This is a genomic window from Pseudomonas sp. AP42 (assembly GCF_001728935.1).
Taxonomy (GTDB): Bacteria; Pseudomonadota; Gammaproteobacteria; order Pseudomonadales; family Pseudomonadaceae; genus Aquipseudomonas; species Aquipseudomonas lactis.
This window is the reverse complement of the sequence record NZ_LYSO01000005.1, coordinates 87,399-100,702: the sequence shown is the minus strand read 5'-3', so window position 1 is coordinate 100,702 and position 13,304 is coordinate 87,399. Positions and strand designations below refer to the sequence as shown.

Annotated in this window: 7 protein-coding genes and 1 pseudogene; 3 read left to right on the top strand and 5 right to left on the bottom strand. The window is 53.6% G+C overall.

Annotated elements, in window-relative coordinates; genetic code table 11:
* Positions 1-25: 25 nt before the first annotated feature.
* The 4 genes and pseudogenes from A7K61_RS03510 to A7K61_RS03495 all read right to left on the bottom strand — a co-directional run bounded on the left by A7K61_RS03510 (position 26) and on the right by A7K61_RS03495 (position 5,255).
* On the bottom strand, positions 26-1,402 hold the full coding sequence (locus A7K61_RS03510; protein WP_019817038.1) for a hypothetical protein: 1,377 nt from the start codon (positions 1,400-1,402) through the stop codon (positions 26-28).
* Complete coding sequence (locus A7K61_RS03505) at positions 1,399-3,222, bottom strand: VPA1262 family N-terminal domain-containing protein (protein ID WP_019817037.1); 1,824 nt, start codon at positions 3,220-3,222, stop codon at positions 1,399-1,401. The genes A7K61_RS03510 and A7K61_RS03505 overlap by 4 nt, the downstream gene beginning before the upstream one ends.
* A gap of 250 nt (positions 3,223-3,472) precedes the next feature.
* Positions 3,473-4,093 (bottom strand): annotated as a pseudogene (locus tag A7K61_RS03500) (tyrosine-type recombinase/integrase).
* 106 nt (positions 4,094-4,199) lie between these two features.
* The gene (locus A7K61_RS03495; RefSeq protein ID WP_019817036.1) at positions 4,200-5,255 is read right to left on the bottom strand and encodes a hypothetical protein; all 1,056 of its coding nucleotides are present in this window, start codon (positions 5,253-5,255) and stop codon (positions 4,200-4,202) included.
* A 308-nt stretch (positions 5,256-5,563) separates the two neighbouring features.
* Between A7K61_RS03495 and A7K61_RS03490 the strand changes: the two genes are divergently transcribed.
* Positions 5,564-9,946, top strand: coding sequence for an NACHT domain-containing NTPase (locus tag A7K61_RS03490; protein ID WP_139129451.1), 4,383 nt, complete (start codon positions 5,564-5,566; stop codon positions 9,944-9,946).
* Between the two features lie 468 nt (positions 9,947-10,414).
* On the opposite strand, the gene A7K61_RS03485 is transcribed toward A7K61_RS03490, so the two are convergent.
* Complete coding sequence (locus tag A7K61_RS03485) at positions 10,415-10,810, bottom strand: hypothetical protein (RefSeq protein WP_069556933.1); 396 nt, start codon at positions 10,808-10,810, stop codon at positions 10,415-10,417.
* A 277-nt stretch (positions 10,811-11,087) separates the two neighbouring features.
* Here A7K61_RS03485 and A7K61_RS03480 point away from each other — a divergent pair, with 277 nt between their 5' ends.
* Together A7K61_RS03480 and A7K61_RS03475 are read left to right on the top strand one after the other, a co-directional pair.
* Positions 11,088-11,627 carry an AAA family ATPase gene (locus A7K61_RS03480; RefSeq protein ID WP_069556932.1) on the top strand — a complete coding sequence of 180 codons (540 nt, stop codon included), beginning with the start codon at positions 11,088-11,090 and terminating at the stop codon, positions 11,625-11,627.
* Positions 11,628-11,630: 3 nt separating this feature from the next.
* Positions 11,631-13,304: an adenylosuccinate synthetase gene (locus A7K61_RS03475; RefSeq protein ID WP_069556931.1), complete on the top strand. Its 1,674-nt coding sequence runs from the start codon at positions 11,631-11,633 to the stop codon at positions 13,302-13,304.

Sequence of the window (13,304 nt, the reverse complement as noted above, 5' to 3'; positions counted from 1 at the left end):
CTTCTGTTGCTACCGGTGTTAAACGCTAACGTGCATGGGCGTCATAAAACTCGTAACGAACGCCAGCGAATTCGCTCTCGGGATTTATGGCAGGAGGGAGTGCATGAAGACCTTCACTGGGTGGATGCAGCAGTGTTAGCGCGTGTTTCACGAGGCGTACTCGAGAGGAAAGACGATTTCGCTCATTCAAGAGCGAGCTCTTGGCTGGAAACCAGGTCTGCTCGACGCACGCAATTTCGACCTGCAGTTTCTCAATTTCAGCTTTTATCTCAACCTCAGGAAGGCTTGCGTAGTAAACGGCCACTGGAAAGTCGAAGGAGCAAGTCGAAGGTGCTGTCAGGCCCGTTCCAGCTTCCTTATGGCCGTAATCCCAATTATCCCAGCGCGTGAAGGCAAGACGCCACATTTCCCTCGAATCCTCTACCCCCTTCGTCTGGATGAAAGGAACGAGAAGCCTTGCAACCGCGTTAGCGGTGCTGGGTAGTGTCCAGAGCTCTACAGCATCGATGAAGGCGGCCCAGTGCATGGCGTTTAGCTGGGCCAGCGCAATCGGGAGCGCCATCTCTGTCACCGTGTCTTCATGTGGATAGCGAGCCAAGTCCATGATCCACCCTCGCCACCTCTCGGTCTGGGCGACCTGAACATGCAGCGTGGCAATGTCCGCCACTGTCGCTTCTGGTACCTGTGCTGCTGGGCAATCAGCGAGGGAACAAACGCTGAAGTATTTGAATGTAACGTTGTTGACTGACAACGCGAGTTGAACGGATTGCGATCCAAGTAGACGTTGGACTGCAAACGAAAAAAGCACATCTCGCTTTTCCTGAATTAAGCGCGAAACTTCGGCAGGCGCAAATGCCGTTAGCAGCAAGATCGCGACGCAAGCATCCGGCGCTATGTCTGCTTCCTGATGACGTGTCAAATGTCGAAGCCGATGGTAGTTGGCATCGCGATCGGCTGTTTGAAGTGCTTCGCGCAACTCCTGCTGAGATTGGTGCCGGGATATCATACGGATATCCGGGGACGATTCTTCCACCAGGGTGACCAGACCTTTTATGAAATTAGCGTGCGAGAGCGCTTGTGGAACGATCTGCGCAGCCTCTGAGGCTGAGGGTGAGGCAATGTACAGAGTAGTCAAGACAATTCGAAGGGGACTGAGGCTTTGGTCAGGGTCTAAGGACAGCACTTCAAGTTGCCGAAGCGCCCATTGTTGAGCATGAGTTCGATGCAATGCCTGCTCTTCCGGAGTGCCAGACTCGGTTCCGTGCCAAAGAAGTCGATTGAGCGCCCGATTGAAGGCCTTTACCTCACTTGGGCTAGCAGCGAGGAGCGTCACTTGGCTGTCCCCTAATGCGGTGGAAACAGCCTCGGGCATATTAATAAGTTGTAACGACTGTTCTTTCATACCGTGCGCTCCGTGTCGGGAACGCTTTTCCATATTAAGTATTTTTCCTTTTGAAGCTGTCCCCACAAGTCTTGGAAGGCCTGTGCAATTGCTTCGCCGTGCGTGACTTTCTGCAGTATGTGGTGTTCAGCACCGAAGCTGTTGATCGAGGTCCCCAGCGACCAGACCAAAGCGGAACCCTGAGTTCTTGGGAAAATGATGAAGCGGTCGTGGAATGCCCAGCCTGCGCCTCCTTCGCGAATGCGAAACTCAAGCTCAAGTCCAAGACAGTTGCCTTTCGCCGACTCCAGCTTTTCAGCTAGCAAACGTTTCAAGTGTTTTGCTTTCTTACGTGCCTTTATTCGACTTTCCCGGTCATTAGTCGGTTTAGGGGCCTCCCCAGTTTTTGTGGAGTCACTGATAGTCTTACCGGCAGTCAAGGCAAGAAGTCGAACGCCATCATGTGGGCAATAGAAAAGTGTGCGTAGCACGTCATCCGCATTGAGGTAGGGATCCCACAACCACACACCTTCATCACCATGTTCGCAAATAAGCTCGTGCAGGTCCTCAAGTGCGGCTGTCTTTCTTTTGTGCTTCGGCGGGGCGTAAACTAGCGGCCCTTCTTGGCCAATACCAGCAGCCTGAACGTCTGATGATGTCTCAGAGGCATGCGGTGGGTTTGGATCTGCGTCGAGGCCGTATTGCACGAACTCCTTGCGTGCCCTTAGGCTTGAGATGGAATCGCGGAACACTCGTTGCGCAACCCAGGGCTCCCGCGGTCTTTCGGGAGGGCTCCCAATGAGCCGCCCTAGTTCAGACGGTTCTTTCAGGCAAATCGTTTTTTGGCATTCATTTCCATCAAAATCAGTGAACCGAAACTTGCGACTTTTTGCGCTGGCTCCTTCGCCAACGGCCCTCGTCGACATCCGGAGAGACGTGAAAAACCTCATCGCTGGTGTGGCGCATAAAAGGACCCGTTTTTCCAAGTCCCAAATACGTATTCGTCCACCGCCCCCGCGAGCGTTGAGCTCAAGGGTCGCTTCGCCGGTAGTGATGACTGCCGAATCAAAACTACTTAAGGCTGCGTTGTCTAGAATCTCGGCGGTGATCTGGACCTGTCTGGGAGTAACGTCGGGGTGCCAGGCAATGCCTAGCCGATGCTCTCCGCCGGGGGAGTTACGAACGACAGTAGAAAACACTGTCACGGGTAGCTGGATGATGATATTTCCGAGACGATCAGACATACCGTCCAGTTTTATCGGCACTATTTGCCCTACGACGTTCGCAAGCTGAGTCAGTCGGCGGGTGTCCTCGAGCAGGAATCTGAGATGCTCCTTAGTCGTATCAAACAGCTCCAGCGTATGGGAGCCTTCGAAGAAGTTGTTCTTTAGAACACCGTTCCAAGGGGTTGGTTGGTCTGCATCGGGGGGGATGAACTGAGGCGGGGTGGCGGCAAGAGCGCCGAACTTGATATCAGCGGGTGATGTCTTCCAGTGACCACCCACCTCACACTCTGCGAACTTTCTTAAGAAAGCGGAAACAGAAAGTCGATATCGCATAACGCCGAACGAGCAGCTGACTTTTGGGAGCTGAATCCGCTCTTGGTTCAAACGAACAGCGTTCCAATCAATTTCACTCGGTGCTTCGCCCGGCTCCGCTACGGCGAGTGTTAGCACATTGAAGATTTTTTTGTCCTCAAAGCCTAGAATTTCGGTGATCTCGACGCTGTTGTAAAAACCCAGTACGCCTGGCTCCATGAGCTCAACCAGCTTGGCTCGTGTTCTTACTAGATCCCAATCAATCGTCTTTTTCAGCATGATTTGACCATCAATAAATGCCATGTCTGCCGCTCAATTGCCGTGTTCAGACAGTCAGCGGTAGCAGCCGCAGAAAGGTGATGTTATCGCACGACGATATGACCGGGCCGTAAATGCTGCACAAGGGGGGACGAGGACGCTCGAATAATCGCTCTGATTACTTTCAGTCCATACTGGGCTGAGGTAGAGGCTACTTTGAGATGTTAGCGTGCATCAGAGAAAGTCCGCTTTTGGCCGGATAGCAACGGCCTAGCATCGACCGTCGCAGTGATGGTCAAACTTCTGTCTGCTCTGCCATTTCCAGGGCATCATCGACCTCGATTCCCAGGTATCTGACGGTGCTTTCAAGCTTTGTATGACCAAGCAGGAGTTGGACAGCTCTCAGGTTCTTTGTCCTGCGATAGATTAGCGATGCCTTAGTTCTCCGTAGCGTGTGAGGACCGTACATAGCTGGGTCAAGGCCAATGGCTGTCACCCACGCTTTGACTATTCGAGCGTATTGTCTGGTGGAGAGATGGTCTGAGTCGTGCAACCGGGTCGGAAACAAGAAGTCCTCGCTGCGGAGACGGGCCTGATGCATCCAAGCCTCAAGAACCGTTCGGGTTTGCTCAGTGATTTCAAATTACACTGGATGCTGAGTTTTCTGTTGCATCACGATGGCCTGTGACAATACATGCTCCCCATGGGTTATGTCTCGGACTCGCAGTTTGGTTAAGTCACAGGCACGCAATTTGCTATCGATGGCCAAGTTGAACAGCGCCAAATCCCGTGTCTTCTCCGCGAGCTGGAGTCTGACCCGTATGGACCAGATATCTCTGATTCGGAGCGGGGCTTTCTGCCCGACAAACTTTTCCTTGTTCCAAGGCTGATGGCTGCATTTAGCTATGGTGTTCATGGCTCGCCCTCCACGTTGAGGGATGACAAGGGTGGATCAGTCACAATGGCTGGAAGTCGCTATCCGACCCAAAGCTTACCCTTCACAAACCCACCCAGCAGCGATGTTAGGTCTCGCCAGCGAGTTTCGATGCTTGGCCCCTGATCCTTTCGAGAGTCTCAGTGACGTGCTTCGGATATTCACCGCTGAAGTACTCGAAGGTAAGGGGGTTGGCTGTATAGAAGTGGCAGCATAGATCGACCCAGTCTTCCGTTTTCAGCGGGCCATTGATCTTGAAGAGCTTGCTCGATCTGGCTTTAATGTGTGCAGGGTTCTTCATCGTCATGTTGAAGTCGGAATCCCGCCGCTGGAAATATTCTTCTTTCGTGAAAAGCTGGATCGCGCCGTCAAAGTGCCTGAAACAGTTGGCCGCGAGATCGAACTCGGCGTGCAAGTAGCGGGCGGGGAAGAAGTATTGCCCCCCGACCTCAATCTGAATGTCCTCTGTCTTCATTTCCAAGGCCTGGAACGACTTGATGCCATTTAACTCGCTCCACTTGATGTCTAGACAGTACGCGTCGGCGAAGAAGAAAGAGATATTCCGAGCGTCCAGATCCAGTGGCGGGCGCAGCTTGGCGATTCCGGTTTTGATGTTTCTTATGTCCTCGCCGAATGGAGCGCCATACCAGGTGTCGGCCTCGAAATAGCCTAACCCGCCGACGTCGACCCGGACCCGGTCTTCGTCGAGGGCAATGTATTTTTCTATGCCGGGACCGTCGAATCGCCAGAACAGATCTACGAACCTCGGGGCCCAGTTGTTGACTGGGTGCATTCCTCGCCGGTAACAAGGGTGGGCCATCAAAATAAAGTCGGGGCCGGCAAAGCATCCTTCGTGATGGAGGCTAGGAGGGAGTCGGTTTGCGATCTCGTTAAATGGCAGCAGTCCATCGCGCTCGGCCCTGATTGGCCCCAATAGCGTCCTTGCGATGCCCTGCGCCTTGGCAACGATGCCGATGGTCTGGATGTACTCGAATGACTCCGCACCGAGGATTACACCTTTGGATGCGGCTAAAGCCGTGAACTTCGAAATCAGGTCATTTGCTTCGGCAAGCCGTTTGCGGGACTGCTTTTCCATTTCCGTGAAATAACGGGCAATCATCTCGTCGTATTCTTGGTCAACCATCATTATTTCCGAGTAGATGATAAGGGCCCCTAAATATACATTCGCGACCCTTACGATTGGACGATGGTCCCCATCGAACGAGTTCGAACGCGCGGAGTACTAGACCTGGATTAACTGCCACTGGCCCGCAGCTCGTCAGTTAATGGCCGATTGCAGTCCATTGGGAACGACTCCAATTGGCCAATTTTAGTGTTTCACTCTGCTCGTTGAAACTGAATGCAACTGGGAACACACTGAGTTTGTAAGTCTCAAGACCGTTGGCTATATCACATTTGGTAGAGCTGTAAATTTTCACTACAGAATTTTGAATGTCTATGCGCGACGATTTCCGGGCCCAAACCATTCGTAATCTTGCCGCTCGTGTGGGCTATCACTGCTCGAATCCTTCCTGTATGCGCTCGACTTCCGGCCCAGCATTAGCTGAAGAAGGGACGGTCAACATCGGTGTCGGTGCGCACATAGCAGCAGCGGCACCCGGAGGAAAGCGTTACGACCCCAACATGAGTTCCGCCGAGCGCAGCAGCCCCATGAATGGTATCTGGATGTGCCAAAGCTGTTCAAAACTCATCGATTCCGACGATTCGCGCTTTACGGTCGCACTGCTGCAAGAATGGAAAGACACGGCAATACAACGGGCGTTGGGTGCGATCGCCGGTGGCGAACAGCTAGGTTCTATTAGGCCTGCTGAACTGCTCGATGATGCAGACCAGGATTTCCTTCGGGGGCTCAACCTTCCAACCGTTGAAGCGATCGATGCTGTCGGAGGACGACTTCGTGCGGCGACACTAAGAGACATTCAAGGTTTCCGTGCTGCACCCGGTCAACCCGCGCGAACCATTGCGCTAACGCTAAGACTTGAAGGTAGTTCCACACCCCCAGTGACGTTTGAGAGCTTTGCACGACTTGTTTCGCTTGCTGAGCCAGTTGGCGTTGTCGCGGTAGGCGGCACCGGGAAATCGACCACACTTTTACAGCTTGCAGAATGCATGGGAAATCAGGAAGGTTTGATTCCTATGCTTGTCCCCCTCGGTGAGTGGTCTGACCGACTGGAAGATTTTTTTGATTTCGTCCTGCGTCGTAGCGCTTTCTATGGCATCCGGCGAGAACACTTGATGCAGCTGGCCTACCACGGGAATCTTGCTCTGCTGTTGGATGGCTGGAATGAACTACCAGCCGATGCTCGGTTGCGAGCAACTCGTGACCTGACGGCGTTACAGCGCGACTACCCGCAACTCGGCATTGTCATCAGCTCACGACGTCAGGCTCTACCGGACATTCGGCCGATTATCGTGATCGATCCCCTTTCCGATGAGCAACAGCTAGAGATCGCGCAAGCGGTGAGGGGGGATGAGGGCGTTGGTTTTGTGGATAGGGCATGGCGAACGCGTGGAGTGCGCGAGTTAGTGAGCAATCCACTTTATTTAAATGCTTTGCTGACGTTGCCCACAGGTGCGGAATTCCCGGTGACGAAGGAAGCGGTGTTGCGCATGTTTGTGCAGCAAAATGAGAGCGCACCTGAGAAAGTCGAACGTTTGCAGAGAGATGCTGTTGGTCAGCATAAAGCCTTTTTGATTGGGCTTGCGGTCGAAGCAATCCGTGGCGCGAATACTATAGTCGCCGACACCAGCGCTAACCGCATCATTTCAGATGTCACGAAGTGTCTTATTGCAGGGGGACAAATTGGCTCAGCACCGCAACCCCGTGCGATTGTTGATGGGTTAGTTGCCGCGCACTTGCTGGTTCGCTCGACTGGCATCGACGGAGCAGTGAGTTTCCAACATCAGTTGTTCCAAGACTGGTATGCGTCTTTGGAAGTAGAGCGTGTGATGCTTGAGGCGTCAGCAGGGGATGCGGATGCGCTCAGCGTGCTGCGCGAACAAATGCTCAATTGGCCGAGCTGGGAGGATTCGGTCCTCTTCGCATGCGACAGAGTTTCACGTGAAGGCGAAGAAGGCGTGTGGTCAGTCGCAGTTGCGATTAATGAGGCGCTTAAAATTGACCCGGTTTTGGCTGCGGTAATGCTCGAGAGAGCCGATGATTTGGTATGGCGGAAGGTGCGCGATGGAGTTCTTGCTTTTATTGAGTGCTGGCACCGTCCGGGAGAACTTGATAGAGCTGTGAGATTTATGGTTGCCTCTGGCAAGCCCGATTTCGTGCAAGCAATTTGGCCGTTTGTGTCAAGCACAGAACGTCAAACTCAGTTCGACCTATTCGGATTAATTGATCGTTTTCACCCCAGTGTCCTCGGAGTCGATTGTGCGATCCATTTGGGTGAGATGCCTACGGCCCAGCGATTAATAGCTTTCCCTGAGATCGCACGCAATAGTGGATTCGATGGCTTAGAACTAGCGGTTGAACTGGCTGCTTCCGATCCTGATCCGGACGTAGTTGCCGCCGTCGTAACTGCACTGGCGTTCCGCCGAGCTGACCGCCATGTGAACCTAATTCTAGAGACTGCTTCGGACGCGGTTTGGGAAGTAATAGCGCACGCGGGTTTCCCTGATCATCTCACTGATGTGGAGCTTAATGCTCGTCTTATTGCTCAGCGCGGAACGGCACGCAATGCTGACGCTACGCCAGGGCAATTGCTTGACTGGATCTTGCAAGAGCGCCCACAGGATACGGAGTTCCAAATTACGCAGCTTATAGGGGCGGTCGAGTTCGAGCCCAATGGCAGCCGGATCGAACAAGCAGTGATGACCTCATTCTCAAAATATCCGCTCGCCGTTGCTGCTGGGCTCGTTGCCAGAATCGCCGCGGATTTACCACTTCCCTATCACATAGAAGACTATCTCAATGAGACGCCACTGATCGATACAGGACCAGTCGCTGAGGCTGCTTTCGACCCGCTCACCTCGGGGCGCCGTTTAAATGCTGCGGCGGCTGTCATTGGCCCGGTCACCATCGCTGTGCTCTTCGACCAGTTGTTTGTGATAGATAGTCAACTAGAGGCTCTTCTCGGTCGATACGATGAGCCATTGTCGAAAGCCTATAATCGATTGGTAGACGCGCTATCCAGTACACGGCAAAACGTCTTCGCGCAGGTGCTTGTGTCCAAATCCGAGGAAGCTAACTATCGTCGCATCGGCTTGCTAGCTGACGTCCTAGCCCGTCATGGTGGTGGCGATACGAAGCCTCCGTTTGACGATGAACATCGCTCGAATTTGTCTCTCGTCGTTGGCACTTGGATGGACACATTACAAGCTATGCCTCAACTACCCCGTAATGTTGCTTCCGAGGTGGCTCGAGCCGCTGAAAGAGTTGCGGATGCAGCGCTGGCGGAACCATTGCTTAATCTCATTGAGCGTGACTTGGTCGAATATGAGATTGAACGTTCTGGTTGGCTTCAAGCTGGGGGACGTGGAGGTGTGATCCCAGCGGGGCATTCGTTGACGTACTCCCGGGCCTTGGCAGCTATGCATGATGCACCCGCCGTCGCAGTCCTTATTCGAGGGTTGAGTGACTTACGTTGGGGTAAGGAGGCAGCAGGGGCGTTGCTGGATATCTGGCTGGCCGATCATTCCCCTTCAAAAAAACCGAACTTCAGTCGGTCGACCGATTATTCGCATCATCTGATTCGGAGAGCGGAGCGCGTGACGCAACGCCCCGTGACTTCAGATTTTGCGGAGGCGATCTTTGCTGTGGCGATGGATTTCGGAGTTGCTTCAAAGTCTGGTGCAGAGCAGAAGCATGCTCTCGTACTTGTCGGTGTAGGTCTTGCTTTACCGCACGGAGCAAAGCGACCAGAAATAGATTTGCTTCTGTCGCTTCCTCAGCCGACACCGTGTAAGCATCGTTTATTGGTAAATGCTGCTCGCGCCGGAGAAGTTATTCCCTCTGCGATATTGATGGAAGGTGTGCAGGCGCTACTCTCCGAAGCCCAGGAACAAAGATGGCGACTTGACGAAAATCGTGGAGAGTTGATGGGATGGATTGACCTGTTCCCTTTTTCCGACGGTCCAGAACGGGTACACGATGCCATATTTATGTTGTCGGATCAGCACCGCAGCCCATACGCTTTACGGCGTCTGTTGGAGACCATTCCCCAAAGCCCCGCCGATACTGCGTTTGTCATGCTAGAACGTCTGGCCGCTGACATCCCCGCATTTTTGGGTGATTCCCAATGGACAAGCGCGGTGTTGAAGTTGAACACTCTGGAGGCGGCTGTTGCGGTGCTTGAGCACCTTAGCGAGGGCCGAATCCCAGGAGGGGATGGCTTCCACCTATCGTCTGAGTTAACGAGGCTTGCCATTTCGCTCCCTGATTTCCATAGGATTCTGATCGAGCGCTACCTTGCACTGCCCCCCGGAAACACTCGCCGTGTTCTTGAAATGGCAATGGATGATTTACCTGGTGAGGATAACTTCATGGCGCTTTTTGAAGGTAATGTCCAAGCCCCTCATCCTTTTCAACATCTGGGTAGGGCGTTAAGAAACCTAGCTATTTCCCGGCGGCCCTCGGAGCAATGGAGGGGCGCTTTTGAAGAGTTTGGATTGCCCCTTAAAGGGATTCGCGCACGACTTTTCGCAATGTTGCCTGCCAACGATGCACGCGCACGGTTGGCCAAACAATGCTTACTGGCAATTGAAGAATACCGAGACGAAAAAGGGCGAATTAACGGCGAGCCGCGGCATCCGGATATAGCAACGGGTCGAGCATGGCCGCCGGAGGCCGAAACTCAATTCGTGTGACGCGGCTATTGGGGCAGACTACAAAGCGAGCTGGTGCGTCTACTGACCGCTTTTGGCCCAGAGTGTGTAAAAACGCTTCGCCAAAATTGAAGTGTGCGCGTCTACGTTAAATCTGAAATTTATCGGCACGTCAGCAGATATGGATTTCGCGTAGAAACGCGATTTTCAGTCCAGTTTTGAGTAGCTGTCGCGCTCAAAACTGTTTTTACACAGCCTCGGCCGGCTGCTGCCGTTCTCCAGAGGCAGCGGTGGATCGATAGCCGCCTGTCGTGCATTTGTCGGCGTAGGGTTTCGGCTAACTACCACATCCTGCTCGAAATCGCGCTCACTATATTTATGGTCAGCGCACACACCCTGATCAGGCGGGCCGAGAAACGCTGCGTCAAGCAGGCAAAAAGCAGTACTGGAGCGTGAGTGGTCGGAGCTATGCAGTTAGTTGCAAAAAGGCCCAGGCCTGACAGGCCGAGGTCAGTCGTCAGTATCTGATTCAAGGGCCTTGGCTTCTGCTTCCCCCGGCAGCGTATCAATGACGCTTACGCTCGTGCATGCTTTTAATAAGCGCTCCACATCCTTTGCGCTGTATCCATTGGCTTCAATGACAACCGAGCCATCTTTTACTTGGACCATTACGCGTCGGCTTTTCCGAGCCTCGACCCAAGAGATGATCACTTTAGCAATGCCGTTCCAAGGCATAGCATCGCTCAGCGCTGAGATCATCTCGGCAAATCCCGAAGCCTGCGGCTGTCCTGAAAACTGCATCACGCTGGAATGGCGAATGGAGGCATCGTCTAACGCCGCAAGAAAAGAATCCCTACTGTGCTTAAAAAGAGTGAAGCGGATCGCGATTACAGTCTGGTCACTCATTGGTACCGTCCCTTCAGGCATGATTTTAGAAGCGGCATTCCGCGTCCATGGCAATGGTACTCGGGCACTCAATCTCTAACAGTACTCAATCGCTTCTATACGCTTAATCTGAGTTTAGGCTATGGCATTGGGTATCTATCATCGGCAGCAGCGGTATTTACTGCAAATTTCAGCTAGTTGGTGCCTAGCTTCGGTTTCACGAAAATCCCGGCTAAATTCACCAACTAATCTACACTTTATCGTTATATTGGTTTCGCAAGACAGGGATCGTCAAAGCATGAAGCGACTACTTCTCCTAAGTGGCCCGATGGCCAGTGGCAAGACGTCGGTTTCCGCCGTCCTCCAAAAACTCCATGGATTTGTTCCGATCAGCAGCGGCTCCTTTCTGCGTGCGCACCTGGCTACCCGGAGTGAGCCACTTGATCGTCATAACCTCCAAGAACTCGGCGACTCTCTCGACAAGGCCACCGACTTCTCTTGGCTCATAGACTCTGTAGCAAACCCAGCCATCCAAGCTCGGCCAGACGTCGAAAACTGGCTCCTGGATGCTGTCCGCAAGCCCCGGCAGGTTGAACTGTTCCGACTCCGTTTCGGCAGTGCGGTGAGGCACCTGCACATCATTGCGCCCGAGGCTGTCCTGCAACAGAGGTACGCTGCACGAAGCGCTTCCCATCTCGATGAATATAACGCCAGCGTGTTGCATTCCAACGAGCAGAGTGCCCGTTCGCTCTCAGGTTTTGCGGACAAAGTTCTCGATACATCCACGTACACCCCGTTTCAAATTGCGGATCAAATATTAGGAATCTGGGAGATGTAGCTCATGGAAACTCGTCAGATCGTAGTGATCAGTGGCAAGACCTGTAGCGGCAAGAGTGGTTTGGCCAGTTTGTTGGAGAGGGAATTTGGCTTCGCCGTGGTTTGCGATCGTCGAGCCATTGATGATTCCGAGTGGCGCCTTCGCGTGGCGCAACCCGACATACCTGATCGTCGTCACGAAGCGAAAGACGCTGACCAGTGGATGCTTCGGGAAACCCAGGCAGCGTGCGAGGCGGAGAAAGATGGCCGACCGTTAGTGGTGGATCACCTGAATACGCTTGCGCAGGTGCTGCAGTTTCGACAGGTCTTCGGTGCAAACCTGGTGCATGTACACCTTTACGCAAGTGACCCTACGCTCCATGGCCGTTATGCAAAGCGAATAGAGGGTGAAGCCAATCCTTTGTCTTATGGCGAGGTCAATCAGCTCAAGGATCAGGCAGAGATCCAGGCGCTCAAGGATGATGCCGACGTCCGCATTTACACCGAACGCTCGGACTCAAATGACACGCTGGTGCGGGTTGCCGCTCGGTTGCATCTGTACACACCGCCTGAAATCAGATGCGTGGATGTGCTGATTGGCGGGCAGTATGGAAGCGAGGGGAAGGGTAACATCGTCGCTTATCTCGCGCGCGAGTACGACGTGATGATTCGCGTCGGCGGGCCCAATGCCGGACATACGGTAGCCAGTTCTGCCGGCCCTTACACTTACCACCATCTGCCTTCTGGGTCGCGGGACGTGACAGGACGACTGCTTCTCGGCCCGGGCATGACGATTCATTTGCCAGGGCTTTTGAAAGAAATCGAGGAGTGCGGTATCGGCAACGATCGACTATTCATTGATCCCCGGGCCACCATCATTGAGGAAGAAGATATCGGGACAGAGAGGGGCGGGCATCTGGTCTCAACAATTGCATCAACAGGGAGCGGTAGTGGAGCAGCCGCTGCTCGGCGTATTTTGAGCAGGGGTAAAGAGATCCGGCTCGCACGAGATGTTGATGAGCTTCGTCCATACGTCGGTACTCCTGGGAACTATCACGGTTGCACGTCAGACCGTTTGGAAGAGGCCTACCGCAGCGGCCATTCCATATTGCTGGAGGGAACGCAGGGCAGCGGGCTGAGTATTTTTCATGGAGATTATCCTCACGTGACGTCCAGGGACACGAATGTTGCGGGATGCTTGGCTGAGGCTGGTATATCGCCCAGCAGGATCCGCAAAATCCTGATGGTCATTCGCCCCATGCCTATTCGTGTAGGCGACCCCGACGGTGAGGATGGACATACCTCCGGGACGCTCAAACATGCGACGACCTTTGATGACATCGCAGCGTTTGCGGGCCTTGAAGCGCAGGCGTTGAACACCGCAGAGAAAACCTCCACCACCAAACGCAGCAGGCGAGTCGGATGGTTCGAATGGGATCAATTCAGAAAAGCATGCGCCCTGAACGCTCCGACGGATATTGTTCTGACGTTTGCCGATTACTTGAAGTCATCCAATAGCAAGGCGCGCAGGTTCGAGCAGCTCGATCCGGACACGATCAAATTCGTCGAGGAACTCGAGCGCGTTTCTCAGGCGCCTGTCTCGCTTATCAACACCCGCTTTTCCAGAGACCCCCACGCGAGCGATTTACGCTCTCTGATTGATCGGCGGAATTGGACTGCACGTTCTGACAGGAGATAA

Bases quoted from the DNA above. Each gene is read 5' to 3' on its own strand.
- A7K61_RS03510 (WP_019817038.1), bottom strand. From the start codon at position 1,402: ATGAAAGAACAGTCGTTACAACTTATTAATATGCCCGAGGCTGTTTCC.
- A7K61_RS03505 (WP_019817037.1), bottom strand. From the start codon at position 3,222: ATGGCATTTATTGATGGTCAAATCATGCTGAAAAAGACGATTGATTGG.
- A7K61_RS03495 (WP_019817036.1), bottom strand. From the start codon at position 5,255: ATGGTTGACCAAGAATACGACGAGATGATTGCCCGTTATTTCACGGAA.
- A7K61_RS03490 (WP_139129451.1), top strand. From the start codon at position 5,564: ATGTCTATGCGCGACGATTTCCGGGCCCAAACCATTCGTAATCTTGCC.
- A7K61_RS03485 (WP_069556933.1), bottom strand. From the start codon at position 10,810: ATGAGTGACCAGACTGTAATCGCGATCCGCTTCACTCTTTTTAAGCAC.
- A7K61_RS03480 (WP_069556932.1), top strand. From the start codon at position 11,088: ATGAAGCGACTACTTCTCCTAAGTGGCCCGATGGCCAGTGGCAAGACG.
- A7K61_RS03475 (WP_069556931.1), top strand. From the start codon at position 11,631: ATGGAAACTCGTCAGATCGTAGTGATCAGTGGCAAGACCTGTAGCGGC.